Below are 19,204 nucleotides of genomic sequence, written 5' to 3'. Positions count from 1 at the left end.
TAGAGTTTTTCTAGTTTACTTGAAAAACTCTAAAGGAGGATTAAAGTGGATACCCAGAAAGTCACTCAAAACTATCGATTGAACAAATGGACTCAACTTATTCGTGAATGCCGCAGCAGCGGACAAACAGTCACTGCCTGGTGTGCTGAACATAATATTCATCCGAGTAGTTATTTTTATTGGTTGAAACGAGTCCGCACTGCCGCCTGTGAAGCTCTTCCAGCACTTCAGACCGAAACCAATTCTATCGTACCTATATCCTTTTCACTTCCCCAGGTCAATCCTACGGCGACAGATTCATTGACACCAGCGATCGTGGTTCGCTTAGATTCCGTAAGTCTAGAAATTCATAACACTGCCTCGTTGGACTTAATCGAAAATACTCTGAGGGCACTGCAACATGTTCGGTGATCTCTCTAAGGCCGAGAAAATTTACATCGCCTGCGGGTATACTGACATGCGTAAGTCCATCGACGGACTGGCAGCGCTGGTCCAGCAAAACCTTCAGCTTAACCCATTTCAAAACAGTTTGTTTCTCTTTTGTGGCCGTCGGCATGATCGACTGAAAGCACTCTATTGGGAAGGCGATGGCTTTGTTCTTCTGTATAAGCGACTGGAAAAGAGCAAATTTCAATGGCCCAGGAATGCTGAAGCGGTTCGCGGGATTACCCGCCAGGAATTCCGCTGGCTTATGGAAGGGCTGTCCATTGATCAACCCAAGGCCGTGAAAAAGTGGGATTCCACAGGCTGTTTTTCGGTATAGAAAAACAGCCAAAACCCGCATGGTTACTGGACTTTATGGCGTTTTCATGCTATAATGAATGCAGTGAAAAACGCAAAGGACTTAGGGCTGATGAGTGAAGTAAAATCGGTAAAAACTCTTGAAAATCGCATCACCGAACTAGAGAAGGAAAACAAACTTCTTCATGAAACCATTCAGCATCTGACCCGTAAGCTCTTTGGTCGAAGCTCTGAGAAGACATCCGTCCTTGACCTGGGACAGATGTCTCTTTTTGATGAAGCAGAAACGGAGTCTAATCCCAAGGCTGTGGAACCGGACCTTAAGCAAGTCGAGGGTTACCGGAGAAAGAAATTCGACGGTCAGCGTAAAGAACTTTTGAAAGACCTTCCCCATGAAAAGCGGTTCTGTACTCTATTAGAAGATGACCGGTTCTGCGAAGAATGTCAGACGACGCTGGTCTCAGTTGGAGAAGAGTTTGTGCGCACCGAAATTGAGTTCATCCCTGCGAAAGTCAGGGTGATCGATATCTACCGCGAAACCTTCGAGTGTCGTAGCTGTCGTAAGAATGGCTTGCCCTATATGGAGAAAGCACCCGTACCTTCTCCAGTTATTCAACACTCCATGGCATCTCCCTCCACAGTAGCTTGGGTGATGCATCAGAAGTTTGTCAACGCCCTTCCTCTTTACCGTCAGGAAAAGGAGTGGAAGACGCTGGGCGTTGAATTAAGTCGTGCCACCATGGCCAATTGGATCATGGTAGCAGCCCGAGATTGGCTCACCCCGCTTTTGAAGCGGATGCAGCAGATACTCTTGGAGGAAAACTACCTGCATGCCGACGAATTATGCGAAGCTTTACATAACTCGTCTTATGTTGAGCGATATATTATGTAGAGTTATGAGTGGTTATGCCGCCCGTATATAAGATTTGCGGTATAACCACTCAACATAATTATTAGATGTTTTCTCGGAGCCAGGCAATCAGGTTTTGTTTTTCACTTTTACTGTATTTCTCAACGGATTCTGTAATCAAGTTGCTAGCCTGTTCAATGTATTTTCTTTTCAATTCAGGGTTGCATCTTGCATAGATCTCAGTTGTAGTAACCGATGAATGTCCCAGAAAATCCCTAATATAAATTAAATTCACTCCATTTTCAAGCAGATGCATTGCTTTGGAATGCCTTAATATGTGGGGATGCAGTTTTGATGAATATAATTCTGGTCTTATTTTACGAGCCTTGTGCGCATATTTATCAAGGACGTAGGATACTCCAGATCTTGACAAGGGCTTATCGTATATATTTACAAACACAGGGTGTGCCATGTTGCTTATGTTGGCCGACTTCAGCTCGGGTTCGACAGTCAAACTTCACTTTAGGCACATGGAAAAAAATGAGACACATCAACCACGCGGGTTTAACGGGTTATCCACAAGTGAATATCACAAAAACGTGTAGGCACACGAATCTGTGGATAACTCTAAATATTGTCTGAATATATATTGAAAGGGTAGGTACACAATGGTAAAATAGTATTATGTATATTCGTGTAACTTCTCGTAAAAACAAAGATCATAGTGTTGTAAAATACGTTCAGTTAGCTCACAATGTTCGCAATCCGAAGACGGGTACACCGCAGGCAGAGGTGATTCATAGTTTCGGACGGATGGATGAGCTAGATATGGACGGCCTTCGACGACTTTCTCGGAGTATTCAGCGTTTTCTTGGTGAAGAGCCCACTCTCTTTGATGACAAGGTTCCTGAGCTTCGGTTCATTTCAAGTCGCCCTATGGGCGGAACCTGGTTTCTTGATGGACTTTGGCGCCGGATTGGAATCGATAAGATCCTTGGAAAGCGGTTAAAGGATCGCGAATTCAGAGTAGAAATGGAGCGCATCATCTTTGCTATGGTTGCCAATCGGGCATTAGCTCCTTCGAGCAAATTAGGACTGGAAGAGTGGGTTGCTAAGAAAGTAGCTATTCCTGGGCTTCGTGAGCTCGATGTTCATCATTGCTATCGAGCGATGGACTTCCTTTTAGAATCTGAGGAAGAACTCCAACATGAAATTTTCAACGCGGTGGCTGACCTTTTTAATTTGGAAGTCGACCTGCTCTTCTTCGATACCACCTCGACGTATTTTGAAATGGACGAGTGGGATGACGAGGAGTTCAAGCTTCAAGGGCATTCGAAAGATAGTCGACCCGATCTTCCCCAAATCGTGATCGGCTTGGCCGTTACCCGCGATGGGATTCCCATTCGTTGTTGGTCGTGGCCCGGAAACACCTCGGATATGTCGGTGATTCCCGAGATCAAGAGAGATCTCATCGGTTGGAAGCTTGGCCGGGTCATTACCGTAGCTGATCGGGGTTTCTCTTCTGAGGTGAATCTGCGGACTTTACAACAAGCGGGTGGGCACTATATCGTGGGAGAACGACTAAGTGCAGGAAAGCCAGAAGTTGAAAAAGCCTTAGCTCATCCCGGTCGCTTTCGTAGTGTGCGTGAAAACTTGGAAGTGAAGGAAGTCATTGTCGGCGATGGAGAAGCTAGAAATCGCTATGTGCTCGTTCGCAATCCTGCCGAGGCACGCAGGGATGCGGTAAAACGCGAAAAGCATTTAGAGAAGATTAGAGCCGAGCTTACTCGACTGAAGGAACTAGATGGAACAGCCCATACCAAAGCTCATTGCCGTCTCAACACTCATATTACCTACAAGAAGTATCTTAAGATGGATGCCAAAGGAAATCTTAAAATAAATACCCAAGCGGTTAAAGCGATGGAACATCTAGATGGAAAATATCTCATCCGTACCTCAGATGATACACTCTCCACTGAAGACATCGCCTTAGGTTACAAACAGCTCCTTGAAGTAGAAAGAGCCTTCAGAACCCTAAAAACGACACTGGAGTTGCGACCGGTTTACCATCGTAAGGAAGAAAGAATTCGTTCCCATGTACTTCTGTGTTGGCTAGCCCTCCTTCTTGTGAGAGTCGCAGAAGTGAATACTCTAAATACATGGTCTACTCTTCGTTCGGAATTGGATACCATGCACCTCATTGAACACGAATCGGTAGACGGAAAGGTTTGGCAGAGAACCGAATTAACCGAAGCTCAAAAGAGAATTCTTTTTTTGCTTGAAGTCCCGGAACCCGCAAGAATATTGGATATTACCCTTCAAAAAGGTTAAAAAGCGTAGATACACGGCAAGTTATCCACAGGTGCCTCTAGCCTATGTGCTGCAATGGTTCGAGGCACTTCTTGTGCCTACAGACTGTCGAACCCGAGTTCAGATAAGCTTTAATTATGTCTGCAACATTGCTACTTAAGGGTACTACTCTTGCCTTGTTCCCTTTTCCGGTAAGCTTAACCGTGTTCGGGCTCCGGAAGGCAATGTCCCCAACTTTCAAATCAATGATTTCCTGAACCCTGCAGCCAGATTCATACAGTAAAGCAATTATTGCAAGGTCACGGAGACCTCGCGTTGAGTGACTGTCAGGCATTTTCAGAAGATATTCCACAGCTTCTACAATTAGATATTCAACCGATTTCTGAGGAGCTTTTTTAACACGGATGCTTAAAACACCTTGACACAGACCACTCTCCTCTGGACTTTTGCGTACTACATAATTACAAAATGCTTTTATTGCTGCAAGCCGCAGATTTCTTGAACTGATGCTGCAGCCTCTTGACTGTTCCAGCCAATCTAGAAATCCGATTACATTGTCTGCATTCAGCGTATCCATTCTTAGTTTGCTAATCTTACAAATTTTAGTCTCATCAAGGTATTTAAAGAACAGTATAAATGTATCCCGGTATGACTTCACGGTATTGATTGACAACCCTGCCTCATTACCAAGGTATTCTGTAAAGAAGATGGTTATATAATAGGACAATTCCTTTCTCTGCATAGTCACACCTCCGGAAAAATCTTTTCAGCATCTTCGCTACTGAACTGCAGAATGTCGACAAAATATTGTTTTGTCAGTCGGAGGTACTTTTCTGTTGATTCGATACCCTTGTGTCCTAGATAGGTACTAAGTATGGGAAGTGAGCAGTAAGGATCTATTCCTTTGTGAATCATCTGTTCTAAAGCATGGACACTGAAAGTATGTCTTAGGTCATGTACGCGTGGGTACTTTCCATTACTTAATTGAGCTATACCGACTTTTTTCTGTAGCCTTATAAACTGATTTCGTATGGTTGTTGGAGAGTATCTTTCATTGTGAAGCGCAGGGAAAAAATATGGATTTCCTGCCCTTTCAACCTTTAAGTCATATAAGGATAAATACTGTCGTAATGATTCGGATACCGGAATCAGGCGGGATACATTATTTTTGCCGTTCATAACGACAAGAACTCCATTATCTAAATCGACATGTTCGCGCTTAAGGGCAAGGGCTTCGCTTACTCGTAATCCACATCCATAAAGCACACGGATTACCGCAGGATATATATAAGGGGTATTTACAAACTTATTCTTGTTTGGCCCGATTGTATCTGCTTCCTGAAGAATTCTTCTGATTTCTTGGCTGGTAAAGATATACGGAACAAAGACCTCGGTAGTTTTAACCAGTTTTTTAGGGTAAACATAAGCTGGAATGCCTCTAAGGTTTAAGAAAAGGGCAAACTGTCTTATATGAGATTGCCTAGCGTGAAGGCTCTGGACACTTTCAGTGCCCTTTCTCGATGCATACGCATTAACTAGTTCTGGCAATAAAGCTAGTATAGGATCGGATTTCGAATTAGCGTATATAAAATTAAGCATACTATTTACTTTTGTCTGTTCGATATAAGAATAGTTAAATCCGAGGGAGTGTTTATAATCTATATAATCCATCGCAATGTCACGGTAAGTCACGGGGAAATCGAAGGTTTCATACTGTTTCATATGGCACCTCCAAAGCTAATTCTCTAAGGGAGTCTACATCGATATTAAGATAAATTCTGGTCGTATTGATGCTTGAATGTCCCAATACCTCCTTGATTACATGCATAGGGGTATTGTTATGGAGCATGTTGCTTGCTAGAGAATGCCGCATGGCATGTGGCCCATGTTTACGTTCCGATGTATCAACGTTTGCCTTTCGAAAGTATTTAGAAACTATCTGGTGTATACAGGTATTAGTTAACGGCTTTTTGCCATTCTTTGTGCCGATAAAGATGTACCCTGAGTCACTTTCCGGACGCCCGTTTTTTAGATAATCGATCAATGCATACTTTATATTTTCCATTAAGGGGAGTTGATTAAAAGTTTTAGTCTTATACTGAACAAACTCAATCGTGTCATGATCCCAATGGATATCCGATGTTTTTAACCGGATGATGTCACCGGAGCGCATACCAAGTTCCGCAGCTAGTAGGAGTACGATAAAGTCCCTTTTTCCATAGGGGGTACCTCTGTCTATAGCAGATATGATTCGTCTGACTTCCTCAATGGAATAAAAGGAAAGTATACGTTCCCGTTTGTTTGTAAAGATAACCGGGAAAAGCTCATATCCTGAAAACAGAGTGAGGTTTCTGCGGCTGAGGTAATTAAAAAAATGGCGCAGAGTAAATGTACGTCCACTAATGGTGGATGAAGATAAGTTAGCAATTGACGATAAATAGCCAGTCACGTTTTTCTGTAAGCAATGATGAAAATCCATTACTTTGTTGTCACCAAGATAATTCAAAAAAGAAGTGATCGTCACTCTCTTTGAGGAAATTGTCAGTAGTGACAGGTTCCTGAATTCTTCTAGGTTTAGGTATTCTTCCAAGATGTCCAAATAAGCATCATACCTAAGAAGAATCTTCGCGGTTTTACTGTGCATTTTGATGTGCCTCCTTTTTTATGAGGATAACCATCAAAACGTTATGTTAAGTCATAATTACATAAAGATGTCCAATTAGCTGGAATGCAATAACTTTCTATCTTTATCCAGAATCACTCTACATAATATATCGCTCAACATAAGACGAGACTCCGGTACAAGTCCTCAACGAAGAGGGCCGAAAGAATACCACGGATTCCTACATGTGGGTTTACAGTACGGGCAAACACTGTAAGCATCCCATCCGGATCTTCGAGTACCAACCGGGAAGGAGTGGTAAATACCCTAAAGAATTTCTAAAAGGGTTTAAGGGGTACCTCCACTCGGACGCCTACTCAGGCTACCATAAGGTGGAGGGAATCATGAGATGCCTGTGCTGGGCTCATGTTCGAAGGAACTTCGTTGATGCCCTGCCGAAGGATATCCATAGCCCGGAAGCCACTTTGGCAAGCGATGGGGTTCGATTCTGTAATGAGCTCTTTGAGATGGAGAAAACTCTTGAAGGGTGTTCAAGAGAAGAGCGACAAACCCAGCGTCTAAAGCAGGAGCAACCTGTTTTGGAGGCCTTTTGGGCATGGGTGGATTACAATAAGAACAAGGTTCTCCCTAAATCTAAACTTGGGGAAGCTCTAAATTACGCCATAAACCATAAGCAGGAATTGATGAATTATCTGAAGGATGGAAACTGCTCCATCTCCAATAACTTGGCTGAAAACAGCATCCGCCCATTTACGATCGGGCGTAAAAACTGGCTGTTTAGTGGAAGCCCGAAAGGAGCAACTGCTAGCGCTGCCGTTTACAGCATGATTGAAACTGCTAAGGCCAATGGTCTGAATCCGTATAAATATCTTTCTTTCATCTTCAAAGAGTTGCCCGGGGTGCAGTTCGGTCAATACCCTGAATTTCTTGAAGATTATCTACCGTGGAGTCCAGATGTCCAGGCTGTTTGCAAATAGGGCAAAAACTTAGTTTATACTGGTTTTTGCTCTTTTTCTATACACCGACTTGTTTGACGCTTACTCTATAGAGTGATTTTGCGCAGTTAACCGATCGAGTTTGCTTATATTTTCGGCCAACCGCTTTGTTAGTTCTTGATTAGCCTGTATGAGTTTCTCAATCTTTTGGCTGCTCTTTTTTCCAGCTTCAACCACCAGCTTTTTTTCTCTTTGGGCTTGGTCTCGTTCCTGTAAGGCCTCTTTCTTTTCTGCTACGGCTTTTTGTAGCTCTAGGGTTGTCATGCCTTCGTTCTCCAGTTCAGCGGCGAAATCAGCGCGTTCTTCTTCGGGAATGCCTAAAAGCAGGAGGGCCTTGGAGTAAGTCAGATTGGGAAGAGCCTGTGTCCGAGTGCCAGTGTCAAGGGATGCCGGGTATAGGGAGCCGTAGGCGGTGGCGATGCGCATCAGTTTTTCGGCCTTGTTTTGTGAGAAGTTGACGGATTCCTTCAGCCATGTGCTCCATTCACCATGGTTAACTTGGGCCTTGGCCTCTTGTAAGCGTCTGCCGATCTCGATGAAACTATTAAGCAAGATCCTCCCGGCCTGATGTTTGATGGTATTGATTTCCGCGGCGATGACCTGAGGTGTTCGCTCCATTGCCAAGGGGGCCTCTGTCATGGCCGGATCGCAGATAATTATATCTGACATAGCGTAAGCCCCTCTTTTTTTATACTTTACTCATAAGATATGCTGAAGAAGATGGATAAGTGTGCCAAGCAAGGAGCAGCTTGTCCGGTCAAAATCGTACACGTGTAAGATTTAGAAGTTTGTATTTATAAATACCCTCACTTGCCAAAGCATCGAAAATGAGTTACCCTAAAAAGGACTTGAAAGCTAAAGAAGGATGTGAATAGCTATGCTAAAAAAACTATCGATGAGCTTGATTATCCTTGCTCTATTATTTGGAATAGGGGGATGCGGTGGTAATGCTAATGTGGATAAGCAACCTCAAAATCCCGCAACCGAGCAGCCACAACAAAACGAACCTCTAAAATCGCAGTATCTGACACCCATTCCTGAAGGAACTCCCATTGGTGAATCCAACATGAACTTGTCTCAACAGATTATGGCTCAGGAGAATGTCTTGGGTACTCAAATCTATGAACAACAGGGAACCGTCTTTGGGGATATCACCTTTAAGGCCGGGGCGGATAAGGCCTATGTCAATCAGTTGCTCCAAGAGCTTATGGCACAGATGAAAACCAATTATCCCGGAAAGCCTATCACAGTGCAGGGTATTAGCGATGGTCAAGTGATTGACTCGCTTAACTTCCAACCGTAGTAATAGGAATGAGGAAAACTCCATAACAATAGCTTCAAATTTGCCCAGCCGCATCATCAAGCGGCTGGGCCTTGTACTCATGCAAAGGAAGTCCTTATTGAGCCATAGATAAGAGGTGAACCATGAAAGCGGTTTTAGTATCAGGTGGTGCAGGGTATATCGGCAGCCATACGGTTCAGGCTTTGTCTGAAGCAGGATATCAGCCGGTGGTGCTCGATAGTTTAATCACTGGTCATAGAGAAGCTGTTGCCAAGGATATTCCTTTTTATCAAGGGGATATCGCCGATGAAGGCCTTGTCGCGGACATCGTAAAAAAGGAAAGAGTAAGCGCAGTGATTCATTTTGCGGCTCGGAGCCTGGTAGGGGAATCAGTGCAAAAGCCGGATCTGTATTTTGAAGAAAATGTAGCAAAGACCAATCGCTTTGTAAGTACTTTGCTTAAATGCGGCGTGAACAAAATTGTATTCTCTTCTACAGCTGCAACCTATGGTAACCCTGAGGTGATTCCCATACCAGAACAATCGAAAAAAGAGCCTATCAACCCTTATGGGGCTTCCAAGCTCATGATTGAGCAGTCATTTTTTTGGTTGGAGCAGGCCTATGGCTTAAAGTGGATTGCACTGCGCTATTTTAATGCGGCAGGAGCGGCCTTGGACGGCTCTCTGGGAGAGGATCATACAACTGAGACCCATCTGATTCCCCTAATCCTAAAAGCTGCCCTAGGACAAAGACAGGCGATTTCAGTTTTTGGTACGGATTACCTAACCGCGGATGGGACCTGTATCCGGGACTATATTCATGTCTTGGATCTAACAGAAGCTCATATTCGTGCTTTAGAAGCTTTAGATCAAGGTGTGGCGTGCGGGGCATATAATGTAGGAACTGGGACAGGGTATTCCGTGCGGGAAGTGGTCGACATGGCCAAGAGAGTTACCGGTATAGATATTCCGGTAGTTGAGGCTCCCAGAAGAGACGGAGATCCGGATGTTTTAGTAGCTAAGGTAGATAAGATCCAAAAAAGGCTGGGGTGGCAGTCTCGATATAGTGATCTGGAGACCATTATAAAAACAGCCTGGGGATGGCATCAAAAGCATCCCCATGGCTATGGGAATTGATCTAGGAGATAAAACAGATGAGAGATAGAAAAGGGAAAAATAGATTAGTCTTTGTAGTTTCATGGACTGCAGTCTTCCTTTGGATGGCTATCATCTTTTATCTGTCGGCTCAAGTGGCCACCCAGTCCGATGAACTGAGTCAAGGGATTGCCGAGAAGCTTTTTAGTGTCATCGCAAAAGCCTTTCCGTGGTTAAGTGGGGAGTACATTCAGGCTAATTTCATTGTTAGGAAATCCGCTCATTTTCTGTCTTATTTGATGATGGGTCTGTTGACCATGAATGCCTTGAGAAGGAGTGGCGTCAAAGGATTGCGGCTAGTTGCTATAGCTATAGTGATTTGCGTTCTCTATGCTATCAGTGATGAAGTGCATCAACTCTTTGTCCCGGGGCGCAGCGGTCAGATTAAGGATGTACTAATTGACAGTGGGGGAGCTATTGTAGGCACTGTCTTCCATAGGTTGTTTGAGAGGAGAGGATAAGGAATGTTCTTTAACTGGGGATTTATGAAAAAAACAGTAAAGGAATTAAGGAAGAATCAATATCTCACAGCTAAAGAGTTTGCTGATAAGCTTCACATTGATACAATCGATGTCCTTAACATGGATGAAAGAAGGCTGAAAGATATTGAGGAGCCTCTTAAATCGGAGATGATCCCCATTCTTAGAGGGGATTATATGGATAGGTTGCCGAATTAGGGTGGTGGAAGGGAAATAGATATGAAGATATTGGTTACCGGTGGGGCCGGATTTATCGGCAGCAATTTTATTTTTTATGAACTCGCTAAACACCCTGAAGACAGCATCATCTGTGTAGATTTGCTTACGTATGCCGGAAATCTTGAAACCTTAGAAAGCGTAATGTCCAGCCCTGCCTTTAAATTTATAAAGGCTGATATTGCAGATCAAAAAGCTATTTACACGATATTTGAGTCTGAGAAACCTGATATCATAGTCAATTTCGCTGCCGAAAGCCATGTTGATCGTTCAATTGAAAATCCGGCCTTATTCCTCACCACAAATGTTATAGGTACACAAGTGCTTCTGGATGCTTGTCGCATTTTTGGTATCGACAGATTTCATCAGGTTTCAACCGACGAGGTCTATGGGGACCTTCCCCTCGACAGTCTCGACCTTCTCTTTACGGAGGAAACCCCAATACATACTTCGTCGCCCTACTCGGCCTCCAAAGCATCCGCGGATTTGCTTACCCTGGCATATTCTCGTACCTTCAAAGTACCGGTCAGCATTTCTCGGTGCTCAAACAACTACGGACCGTATCAGTTCCCAGAGAAACTTATTCCGCTGATGATAGCTAATGCCTTAAATGATAAGCAGCTGCCGGTATACGGCAAAGGTGAGAATGTACGGGACTGGTTGTATGTCGAAGATCATTGTTCGGCAATTGATTTGATTATCCGACACGGAAAAGAAGGCGAAATTTATAATGTCGGGGGGCATAATGAACGGACCAATCTTGAGGTTGTTCAAACAATCATCCAAGAGTTGGGGCGTGGCCGTATCGAATTCGTCAAAGACCGGGCGGGACACGATCTGAGGTATGCCATAGATTCCTCGAAAATACAGCATGATCTGGGATGGTTGCCATCCACAGCCTTTGACGAAGGAATTCAGATGACTATCCGTTGGTATCTTGACAATAAGGCATGGTGGCAACGGATCCTCAGCGGTGAATACCAAAAGTATTATGAGCGCATGTATGTGAACAGATAACTAGTAATCTTACGATAAATCGCCGCATGCTTTTTATAAATGACCATACGATAGCCTTGTTTATTCAACCACGCATCCGCTGTTATAGAACCTGAATCCAGGAAATCCTCCAACCGTTCGATAGAGAGGAGCCGAAAGCTCCACTTTGGACCCCTCTCTACTATCGAAGACATTGCCCCGGATTATCAATTGTATCGTAATCCGGACACGGAAGGCGAAAAAATCTCATTTGTTACATCTATCGACTGACAGTGAAGGTTGGTATAGGCGGGTACACTTCTAGTTGCTTGGTCAGGTTTTGCATCATTATATAGGCTGCGTCGCGATGTTTCTCTTTCACCTCGGGACTCTTAAAGCTTAATTCACGGAGGGCTATTAAAATTGTTTCAAATGCTCTGAGCAGTTGATCCCGAGAAGAGACGTATTTCGCTTCTGAGTTCATGATCTGATTTTCCAAGCTAGTGTTGGGCATAGAATCACTGCTGCTTTGAGCCCGTTGCTCTAGAGTGTGGTTTTGCGCGGTTAATCGATCGAGTTTGCTTATATTTTCGGCCAACCGCTTTGTTAGTTCTTGATTAGCCTGTGTGAGTTTCTCGATCTTTTGGCTGCTCTCTTTTCCGGCTACGACGGCCAGCTCTTTTTCTCTTTTGGCTTGGTCTCGTTCCTGTAAGGCCTCTTTCTTTTCTGTTACGGCATTTTGTAGCTCCTGGGTAGTCATGCCTTCAATATCCAGTTCAGCGACGAAATCAGTTCGTTCTTCTTCGGGGATGCCTAAAAGAAGGAGGGCCTTGGAGTAAGTCAGATTGGGAAGAGCCTGTGTCCGAGTGCCGGTGTCATGGGATGCCGGGTATAGGGAGCCGTAGGCGGTGGCGATGCGCATCAGTTTTTCGGCCTTGTTTTGTGAGAAGTTGACGGATTCTTTCAGCCATGTGCCCCATTCACCATGGTTAACTTGGGACTTGGCCTCTTGCAAGCGTCTGCCGATCTCGATGAAACTATAAAGCAATATCTTCCCGGCCTGATGTTTGATGGTATTGATTTCCGCGGCGATGACCTGGGGTGTTCGTTCTATTGCCAGGGGGGCCTCTGTCATGGCCGGATCGTAGATGATTATATCTGACATAGCGTAAGCTCCTCTTTTTTTATACTTCACTCATAAGATATGCTGAAGTAGATGGATAAGTGTGCCAAGCAAGGAGTAGCTTGTCCGGTGAAAATCGTACACGTGTAAGATTTTGGAGTTTTGTATTATAAAACATATAAGATTAGAAAACATAATTTATTAATGGGATAATATAGTTTATGATAATGCAAAGGAAAACTGGCGCGGCAGAGCAAGCGAAGGTCTCCCCGGGGTCTGACCCCCTCAAGATTCGGCAAAATTTGAGAAACCTGGTCGCTCTCGGAGTAGCCAGGTTTCTTTACGTTTATCAAAAATTGAGGTAGAATTGTCTTTTACTTAATAACCAATTGCTTTGTGAGTACTTTACTGAAATGGGCTAATTAAATGCAAAATGCAGCATATAATGGAACTGTCTTTTTGCCATCCTCAAAACCAAAGTTCTTTGTTGAGAGCTTAATCGCGTATTCGGGATTATGTGTATTTATATATACAGTAAGACTTTTTGCCTTTGTATTGTCCGCAGATTTAACTTCTAAAGGAATGATCTTTCCTTCCCTTTGAATAATAAAATCAACCTCTGCACCTCGTTCGGATGTCCAATAATAACTTTTGTATCCGTTAGCAATTAATTGACAACAAACAAAGTTTTCTACCATACCACCTTTGAAGTCGTTAAGTTCATCAGAGAGGAACAAAACATCTTCAGCTATTATATCTTTCTTAGCACCTAATAGACCGACATCGGATACATAGGTTTTGAAGGAATCAATATCACGATAATTTTCAAGAGGTTTTTTCGGGTGCTCAACACGGTGAATTAGGGTAACAATCCCTGATAATACCAGCCATTCGATTGCATTTTCAAATTCGGCAGCTCTTGCTCCGGTTTTAATCAATTTATACTGGAAGCGTGTGTTTTTCTTTGAGAGTTGGACAGTTATATTGTCGTAAACCAAACGTGTCTTTTTTATTTCATTTGAATTATTATATTTGCTCATATCATTAAGATAACTTGCTAAAATCATGTCTTGTGTATGACGAACTAGAATATAGTCTTTTGTTTCTATAAACTTTTTGACGCAATCGGGCATTCCGCCGACGACAAGATACTGACGATAATACGAAAGAGCAGTTTCGTGCAGTGCAGAGGGTAAGGGTATATTATTTAAAAAAGAATTATTTATCTGATCTACGAGTTCAGTTTCACCACACGCTAATAGGAATTCCTCTATATCCATAGGATAGAGCGTTTTCATATCTACTTTACCAACGGGGAAGGAGAAGTTTTCTCTATTCACTGCAACCCCCAGCAAACTACCAGCTACAACAATATGATACTCTGGTGCGTTTTCACAAAAGTATTTTAGGGAAGTCAATGCCCTTTCGCAAAGCTGAATTTCATCTAATATTATTAAAGTTTTTTCTTTAATTATAGTTTGACCAGAAAGACGCGACAGGATGGGAATTAGATAATTGGGGTCAATATTCTCTTCAAAAGTTCTGTTAAGAGTAGGACTAGTCTCAAAATTAAAGTAGGCTACATTTTCGTACTGTTCCCGACCAAATTCAAGAAGTGAATACGTTTTACCAACCTGTCGCGCTCCTTGTAATATTAGAGGCTTACGATAAGGGTTCTTTTTCCAGTCGATTAGGTATTTTATAATTTTCCTTTGCAACGCATACACCTCCCAACTCTTCACTCAAATAGCATATCACATATTCGCGTGAAATATAAGCAAATTGGAGCTATATTTTACACCAAGATACATGAATATTATGTATATCTTTTCATTCGGCCGGTAAGGTCAAACAGAACCGCGGGAAGCGGATGACAGTTCTTTATGTCTAGGGGGAAGGTTGACCGAATGGAATGGGAGACCTTCCCTCTAGCAAGAACAAACTTCTGGTTTATCCGTTAACGTAACAATGGTACAATAAGGATAAGCGTAAAGTATTGTTGGACAAACAATGGAAGACGAAAAGACCGCTATTGTTCAGGGCAAGGTGTAACTATGGTGGCGCCCTGCTTATGTGGGGCGATTTTGTTTATTGGGGAAAATACTGTTCTATGATTGTAAATTCACGGGGGTTAAAATTACATGTCACTAGTAAAATCAAGAAAGATAAGAGAATTAAACGCATATTTCACTCCAGTAGGCTTTGTAATTGAGGAAACGACAGACGACATAGATAAGCTACAGATAGATCAGCAAGATCCCCTTAATGAATGGATCGGACAATTTGAGGCAAATAAGTACATAGCTTTATTTCACCTTGGCTTTTTAGAAAAGGAAAAGTGGTTTTCTCCTGCGATTGAATATCTTTATCATATTGTAGATTTGCTAATTAAAAAATTATCTAAGCAGTCTGATCTTGAATTTAGTCGGGAGTCCGTACAAGTTGAATTAATTGAAGAAGAGCTAAATAGGTTGAAGGAAGAGGTGCCCTTTGTTATTGGGGCGGAGTATGTGGACGCCACTTGGCTTCAAGCGTTATGGGAGAAACTACTAGCAGTCTTTAGGATGGAAATCAGGACGTATGAAGGTACAGTCTCCAGGTATTTTGCGGAGTATAGCTCCAATATCAATGTCGTAGGAAGAGTATTTTTTCACCTGGTTGAAAATAAGGAAGAGCAGTACCCTTTTGCGTTTATGGCCACCTATTCAACAAAACCAGTTAAAAGTAAAAAAGCAGTACATACCCCTTTGAAAAATGCCTTGGTGGAGTTTAAAGGGGATGAAAAGACGCTGCTTGCGCTCATGGCAACGGTAATAAAGGCAGCAGAGCAAAGTAGATTCATCTCGGAATTGCTAGAGAGTGGTGAATTGTTTTCGCCACTGAAGCTCACTAACAAGGAAGCGTACACCTTCTTAAAAGAGATTGTGATTTATGAAGGGGCTGGCATCATGTGCAGAGTGCCAGATTGGTGGAGAAAAAGTAACAATTCTGTCCGACTTTCGGTGACAATTGGGGAAAAGGAACCAGCAAAGGTAGGGCTCGATGCTATTATGGACTTTTCTCCATCTCTAAAGATAGGAGATGAAGCGCTTACAGAGCAAGAATTGCGAGATTTTCTTGCCATGGCAGAGGGGCTGGTTCAATACAAAGGAAAATGGGTGGAGGTCAACAAAGAAAAATTAGAAGTCGTATTGCAGGCCTTTGAGAAGGTAAAGGACCTTGCCAAAGACGAGGTTTTATCACTTGGTGATGCCATGAGAATGGAATTAAATATTAATAAGGTGCTTGACCTTTCATCCGAGGAGATTGAAGTATCTATTTCCAATGGTCAATGGTTTAGAAATATGAAGGAAACATTGATTCATCCCATGTCTATGCAAAAAGTCGATACAGTTCCTTCCTTTCAGGCAACGCTTCGAGCCTACCAGGAAAGTGGCTTTCAGTGGCTATATAAGATGTCGCAATTGGGATTTGGGGCTTGTCTGGCAGACGATATGGGTCTTGGTAAAACGGTACAGATCATTGCTTTCTTAGAATATACGAGAATTCATTATGGCGGAAAAGCTTTGCTGATTCTTCCGGCTTCTCTTATTGGAAACTGGCAGAAGGAAATCGAAAAATTCGCACCTGAGTTAACCTATCAAATTTTACATAAAAGTGATAGAAAAGGTGCAGAGGAATTATGCGTAAGCGATAGTGCTTTTTTATGTATTACTACCTATGGTATGGCAGTACGGTTGGAAGAATTGAAAAATAGACAATGGGATTTTCTGATCTTAGATGAAGCACAAGCAATAAAAAATCCGGGAACGAAGCAAACAAAGGCCATCAAAGGGATTCCAGCCAAGATGAAAATTGCTATGACAGGAACGCCGATTGAAAACCGCCTAAGTGATTTGTGGTCCTTATTTGATTTTCTTAATCAGGGGCTTCTTGGTACGGCAAAAGAATTTACAAACTTTACAAAAGGGCTTACTGATGATGGCATAGGGTATGCCAAGCTACGCAAGATGATCAATCCATTTGTTTTAAGAAGATTAAAAACAGATAAGAAAATTATCTCGGATTTACCAGACAAGCTCGAGATGAATGAATATGCGACTTTATCGAAGAAACAGGTGGCACTTTATAAACAGCTGCTTGAACAGATTGCAGTGAAGCTTGAGGAAGCAGAAGGGATCGAAAGAAAAGGACTTATTTTATCAAGTATCATGAAATTCAAGCAAATATGTAATCATCCTGATCAGTATCTGGGCAGAGAGGAATTTAAGCCGGAAAACAGTGGAAAGTTTGAACAGCTTAGAGAAATATGTGAAACGATTTATGTGAAAAGAGAGAGAGTCCTTGTATTTACACAGTTTAGAGAGATGACTGAGCCAATCTCAGATTTCCTGAAGAACATATTTTTAAAAGAGGGCTTTGTCTTACATGGGGGTACCCCAATAAAAAAACGCAACCAAATGGTTGAACAATTTAATGGCGAGCAATACATTCCTTATATGGTGCTTTCTTTAAAGGCTGGGGGTGTCGGACTGAATTTGACAGCAGCAAATCATGTGATTCATTTTGACAGATGGTGGAATCCAGCCGTTGAAAATCAAGCCACTGACCGAGCGTTTCGGATTGGTCAGACTAAGAATGTCATGGTGCACAAATTCGTGACCAAAGGAACAGTGGAAGAAAAGATAGATGCTATGATTGAAGCAAAACAGAAATTAGCAGGGGATATCTTAAGTGCTAGTGGAGAGCAGTGGATTACGGAGTACAATAATGAAGAGTTGATGCAGTTGTTTGTGCTAGGCGGTGATGTGAAATGAGCTATTATGGATTCCCGCAATATGTCTCCGTAGCTGAGAAAAGGGCAAAAGCGATGAAAGCCATTGATAAACTAAAAAAGAAAAATAAAGATATCGAACCTGTTATCATTGAGGGTAGGACACTAGCTAAAACCTGGTGGGGAAAGGCTTGGAATCAGAATCTAGAAAGTTACGCAGATTACAGTAACCGAATATCCAGAGGAAGAAGCTATGTCCGTAATAATGCAGTACTGGATTTGAAGATATCAAAGGGTATTGTTATGGCTATGGTGCAGGGAAGTGGGGCTAAACCATACACTGTTAAAATCCAGATAGATACCCTAAGTAACCAGAAATGGGCTCAGGTGACTGAGCTGTGCAATCATAGGATTGATTCTCTGGAACAATTGATTGAGGGAAGATTTCCTAAGGAATTAGAGGTTTTATTTACTGAGAAAAAGTATGGCTTATTTCCAACTCCAAAAGGAATTCATTTTACTTGTAATTGTCCAGACTGGGCAATCATGTGCAAACATGTGGCGGCAGTACTGTATGGGATTGGTGCTAGATTAGATGCAAATCCGATGCTCTTTTTCGAGCTTCGAGATATAGACGGTCAAGAACTTGTGAAAAAATCAATGGAAAGAAAACTAGAAAATATGTTAATGAACGCAGGAAAGAAAAGTATGCGAGAAATCGCTGCCGAAGATGTATTGGATATATTTGGATTATAGCTTGACAGCAAAATTAGCAGACCCATTCTCCAGCCAAAAACCTATTCATAATTGATTGCATAGGCAAATCGAGATATAATATGTATGAATATGCACGATAACATTTTGAGAGGAGTTGGACCAATATCTTCTTTTTATGGAATCTTGATATATCTATACTTAGAGAAAGGCACTCAACATAATACTCCACATGTCCATGCAAGATATAATGATTATGAAATGTCAATTGACTTTGATGGCAATATTCTAGCAGGTGAGTTACCACGTAAACAGACAAAACTTGTTGAAGCTTGGGTTCTTTTGCATAGTGATGAACTAAGAGCTTCCTGGTTCGCTTATAGAAACGATGGTGAATTAATAAAGATTAAAGGATTGGAGTGAATTAAGTGGGATTTATACGTCCAAGAGCTATTGCAGTAAAGCCTCTCGATGACTATAAAATAATAGTTACATTTAATAATGGTGAAAACCGAATATTTGATGTAAAGCCATATTTTGACTTCAAACTCTTTAAAGAGCTGGAAGGTACAGAGCTTTTCCAAGGAGTTCGTGTAGCTGGACTTTCTGTTGAGTGGCCAAACGGTGTAGATATTTGCCCAGATGAACTTTATCTTGATAGTATACCGATAAATTAAACTCGACCAGAAACTAGTCTATTCTTTGCTCGATCAGAAATCGGCTATCGCCAATTTTTGATCGAGGGAAGGTCTCCCATTCGGTCGACCTTCCCCGAAATAAATTCCCTATATCAATCAGTTGCTCCAAGAGCTTCTGGCGCAGATGAAGACCAATTATCCGGGAAAGCCTATTACAGTGCAGGGTATTAGCGATGGACAAGTTATTGACTCGGTTAACTTCCAATCGTAGTAAAAGGACTCGAAACAAATTCCATAACAATAGCTTCAAATTTGCCCAGCCGCACCATC

Annotated in this window: 19 protein-coding genes and 2 pseudogenes; 14 read left to right on the top strand and 7 right to left on the bottom strand. The window is 42.3% G+C overall.

The genetic code is table 11. The features are described from left to right. Positions 1-45 precede the first annotated feature (45 nt). The 3 genes and pseudogenes from tnpA to DESDI_RS15400 form a co-directional block, all read left to right on the top strand. Positions 46-411 (top strand): IS66 family insertion sequence element accessory protein TnpA, encoded by a 366-nt coding sequence (gene tnpA / locus DESDI_RS15410; protein ID WP_015263537.1) that lies wholly within the window; start codon positions 46-48, stop codon positions 409-411. After that, a complete protein-coding gene (tnpB, locus tag DESDI_RS15405) occupies positions 401-763 on the top strand; it encodes an IS66 family insertion sequence element accessory protein TnpB (protein ID WP_015263536.1) in 363 nt (120 codons plus the stop codon). The genes tnpA and tnpB overlap by 11 nt, the downstream gene beginning before the upstream one ends. A 90-nt stretch (positions 764-853) precedes the next feature. Then, positions 854-1,582: pseudogene (locus tag DESDI_RS15400) on the top strand (transposase); the annotation flags it as partial. 112 nt (positions 1,583-1,694) lie between these two features. Here DESDI_RS15400 and DESDI_RS17710 read toward each other — a convergent pair. After that, the gene (locus tag DESDI_RS17710; protein ID WP_242825410.1) at positions 1,695-2,105 is read right to left on the bottom strand and encodes a tyrosine-type recombinase/integrase; all 411 of its coding nucleotides are present in this window, start codon (positions 2,103-2,105) and stop codon (positions 1,695-1,697) included. A gap of 170 nt (positions 2,106-2,275) precedes the next feature. On the opposite strand from DESDI_RS17710, the gene DESDI_RS15395 reads away from it, so the two are divergent. Beyond that, on the top strand, positions 2,276-3,922 hold the full coding sequence (locus tag DESDI_RS15395) for an IS1634 family transposase (RefSeq protein WP_015263535.1): 1,647 nt from the start codon (positions 2,276-2,278) through the stop codon (positions 3,920-3,922). 37 nt (positions 3,923-3,959) lie between these two features. Here DESDI_RS15395 and DESDI_RS15390 read toward each other — a convergent pair whose 3' ends face one another. From DESDI_RS15390 to DESDI_RS17380, 3 genes are read right to left on the bottom strand one after another with little or no spacing between them, the layout of a single operon-like run. Beyond that, positions 3,960-4,643: a tyrosine-type recombinase/integrase gene (locus DESDI_RS15390; RefSeq protein WP_051015683.1), complete on the bottom strand. Its 684-nt coding sequence runs from the start codon at positions 4,641-4,643 to the stop codon at positions 3,960-3,962. 2 nt (positions 4,644-4,645) lie between these two features. Beyond that, positions 4,646-5,623 (bottom strand): tyrosine-type recombinase/integrase, encoded by a 978-nt coding sequence (locus tag DESDI_RS15385; RefSeq protein WP_015263534.1) that lies wholly within the window; start codon positions 5,621-5,623, stop codon positions 4,646-4,648. Then, the gene (locus tag DESDI_RS17380) at positions 5,610-6,545 is read right to left on the bottom strand and encodes a site-specific integrase (protein ID WP_015263533.1); all 936 of its coding nucleotides are present in this window, start codon (positions 6,543-6,545) and stop codon (positions 5,610-5,612) included. The genes DESDI_RS15385 and DESDI_RS17380 overlap by 14 nt, the downstream gene beginning before the upstream one ends. Before the next feature lie 143 nt (positions 6,546-6,688). On the opposite strand from DESDI_RS17380, the pseudogene tnpC reads away from it, so the two are divergent. After that, positions 6,689-7,501: pseudogene (gene tnpC, locus DESDI_RS15375) on the top strand (IS66 family transposase); the annotation flags it as partial. Between the two features lie 60 nt (positions 7,502-7,561). Here tnpC and DESDI_RS15370 read toward each other — a convergent pair. Further along, positions 7,562-8,188 (bottom strand): DUF3102 domain-containing protein, encoded by a 627-nt coding sequence (locus tag DESDI_RS15370; RefSeq protein ID WP_041220023.1) that lies wholly within the window; start codon positions 8,186-8,188, stop codon positions 7,562-7,564. 208 nt (positions 8,189-8,396) lie between these two features. Between DESDI_RS15370 and DESDI_RS15365 the strand changes: the two genes are divergently transcribed. The 5 genes from DESDI_RS15365 to rfbB all read left to right on the top strand — a co-directional run bounded on the left by DESDI_RS15365 (position 8,397) and on the right by rfbB (position 11,667). Then, positions 8,397-8,822 carry a hypothetical protein gene (locus tag DESDI_RS15365; RefSeq protein WP_015263532.1) on the top strand — a complete coding sequence of 142 codons (426 nt, stop codon included), beginning with the start codon at positions 8,397-8,399 and terminating at the stop codon, positions 8,820-8,822. A 122-nt stretch (positions 8,823-8,944) separates the two neighbouring features. Continuing rightward, positions 8,945-9,937 carry a UDP-glucose 4-epimerase GalE gene (gene galE / locus DESDI_RS15360; RefSeq protein ID WP_015263531.1) on the top strand — a complete coding sequence of 331 codons (993 nt, stop codon included), beginning with the start codon at positions 8,945-8,947 and terminating at the stop codon, positions 9,935-9,937. A gap of 17 nt (positions 9,938-9,954) precedes the next feature. After that, the gene (locus DESDI_RS15355) at positions 9,955-10,416 is read left to right on the top strand and encodes a VanZ family protein (protein ID WP_015263530.1); all 462 of its coding nucleotides are present in this window, start codon (positions 9,955-9,957) and stop codon (positions 10,414-10,416) included. A 3-nt stretch (positions 10,417-10,419) separates the two neighbouring features. Beyond that, positions 10,420-10,632 carry a hypothetical protein gene (locus DESDI_RS15350; protein WP_015263529.1) on the top strand — a complete coding sequence of 71 codons (213 nt, stop codon included), beginning with the start codon at positions 10,420-10,422 and terminating at the stop codon, positions 10,630-10,632. 21 nt (positions 10,633-10,653) lie between these two features. After that, complete coding sequence (rfbB, locus tag DESDI_RS15345) at positions 10,654-11,667, top strand: dTDP-glucose 4,6-dehydratase (protein ID WP_015263528.1); 1,014 nt, start codon at positions 10,654-10,656, stop codon at positions 11,665-11,667. Between the two features lie 238 nt (positions 11,668-11,905). Here the strand turns inward: rfbB and DESDI_RS15340 are convergent, their stop codons facing one another. Together DESDI_RS15340 and DESDI_RS15335 are read right to left on the bottom strand one after the other, a co-directional pair. Then, positions 11,906-12,790, bottom strand: coding sequence for a DUF3102 domain-containing protein (locus DESDI_RS15340; protein WP_015263527.1), 885 nt, complete (start codon positions 12,788-12,790; stop codon positions 11,906-11,908). 380 nt (positions 12,791-13,170) lie between these two features. Beyond that, positions 13,171-14,475, bottom strand: a complete 1,305-nt coding sequence (locus tag DESDI_RS15335; protein WP_242825409.1) for an ATP-binding protein — start codon at positions 14,473-14,475, stop codon at positions 13,171-13,173. Positions 14,476-14,889: 414 nt separating this feature from the next. Here DESDI_RS15335 and DESDI_RS15330 point away from each other — a divergent pair, with 414 nt between their 5' ends. The 4 genes from DESDI_RS15330 (at position 14,890) to DESDI_RS15315 (ending at position 18,913) form a co-directional block, all read left to right on the top strand. Further along, on the top strand, positions 14,890-17,565 hold the full coding sequence (locus DESDI_RS15330; RefSeq protein WP_015263525.1) for a DEAD/DEAH box helicase: 2,676 nt from the start codon (positions 14,890-14,892) through the stop codon (positions 17,563-17,565). Next, positions 17,562-18,278, top strand: a complete 717-nt coding sequence (locus DESDI_RS15325; protein WP_015263524.1) for an SWIM zinc finger family protein — start codon at positions 17,562-17,564, stop codon at positions 18,276-18,278. Before DESDI_RS15330 ends, DESDI_RS15325 begins: the two co-directional genes overlap by 4 nt. A gap of 90 nt (positions 18,279-18,368) precedes the next feature. Further along, complete coding sequence (locus tag DESDI_RS15320; RefSeq protein WP_041220020.1) at positions 18,369-18,659, top strand: DUF4160 domain-containing protein; 291 nt, start codon at positions 18,369-18,371, stop codon at positions 18,657-18,659. A gap of 5 nt (positions 18,660-18,664) precedes the next feature. Beyond that, positions 18,665-18,913 (top strand): DUF2442 domain-containing protein, encoded by a 249-nt coding sequence (locus DESDI_RS15315; protein WP_015263522.1) that lies wholly within the window; start codon positions 18,665-18,667, stop codon positions 18,911-18,913. The last annotated feature ends 291 nt before the right edge of the window (positions 18,914-19,204 follow it).

This window comes from Desulfitobacterium dichloroeliminans LMG P-21439 (assembly GCF_000243135.2).
GTDB lineage: Bacteria > Bacillota > Desulfitobacteriia > Desulfitobacteriales > Desulfitobacteriaceae > Desulfitobacterium > Desulfitobacterium dichloroeliminans.
Note: the sequence above shows the minus strand (reverse complement) of the source record. Positions and strands in the feature narration are given on the sequence as shown.

Coding starts and splice junctions, on each gene's coding strand:
- galE (WP_015263531.1), top strand. CDS start 8,945: ATGAAAGCGGTTTTAGTATCAGGTGGTGCAGGGTATATCGGCAGCCAT.
- DESDI_RS15355 (WP_015263530.1), top strand. CDS start 9,955: ATGAGAGATAGAAAAGGGAAAAATAGATTAGTCTTTGTAGTTTCATGG.
- DESDI_RS15390 (WP_051015683.1), bottom strand. CDS start 4,643: ATGCAGAGAAAGGAATTGTCCTATTATATAACCATCTTCTTTACAGAA.
- DESDI_RS15365 (WP_015263532.1), top strand. CDS start 8,397: ATGCTAAAAAAACTATCGATGAGCTTGATTATCCTTGCTCTATTATTT.
- DESDI_RS15395 (WP_015263535.1), top strand. CDS start 2,276: ATGTATATTCGTGTAACTTCTCGTAAAAACAAAGATCATAGTGTTGTA.
- DESDI_RS15330 (WP_015263525.1), top strand. CDS start 14,890: ATGTCACTAGTAAAATCAAGAAAGATAAGAGAATTAAACGCATATTTC.
- DESDI_RS15385 (WP_015263534.1), bottom strand. CDS start 5,623: ATGAAACAGTATGAAACCTTCGATTTCCCCGTGACTTACCGTGACATT.
- rfbB (WP_015263528.1), top strand. CDS start 10,654: ATGAAGATATTGGTTACCGGTGGGGCCGGATTTATCGGCAGCAATTTT.
- DESDI_RS15320 (WP_041220020.1), top strand. CDS start 18,369: ATGCACGATAACATTTTGAGAGGAGTTGGACCAATATCTTCTTTTTAT.
- DESDI_RS15340 (WP_015263527.1), bottom strand. CDS start 12,790: ATGTCAGATATAATCATCTACGATCCGGCCATGACAGAGGCCCCCCTG.
- DESDI_RS15370 (WP_041220023.1), bottom strand. CDS start 8,188: ATGTCAGATATAATTATCTGCGATCCGGCCATGACAGAGGCCCCCTTG.
- DESDI_RS15325 (WP_015263524.1), top strand. CDS start 17,562: ATGAGCTATTATGGATTCCCGCAATATGTCTCCGTAGCTGAGAAAAGG.
- DESDI_RS15350 (WP_015263529.1), top strand. CDS start 10,420: ATGTTCTTTAACTGGGGATTTATGAAAAAAACAGTAAAGGAATTAAGG.
- DESDI_RS17380 (WP_015263533.1), bottom strand. CDS start 6,545: ATGCACAGTAAAACCGCGAAGATTCTTCTTAGGTATGATGCTTATTTG.
- tnpB (WP_015263536.1), top strand. CDS start 401: ATGTTCGGTGATCTCTCTAAGGCCGAGAAAATTTACATCGCCTGCGGG.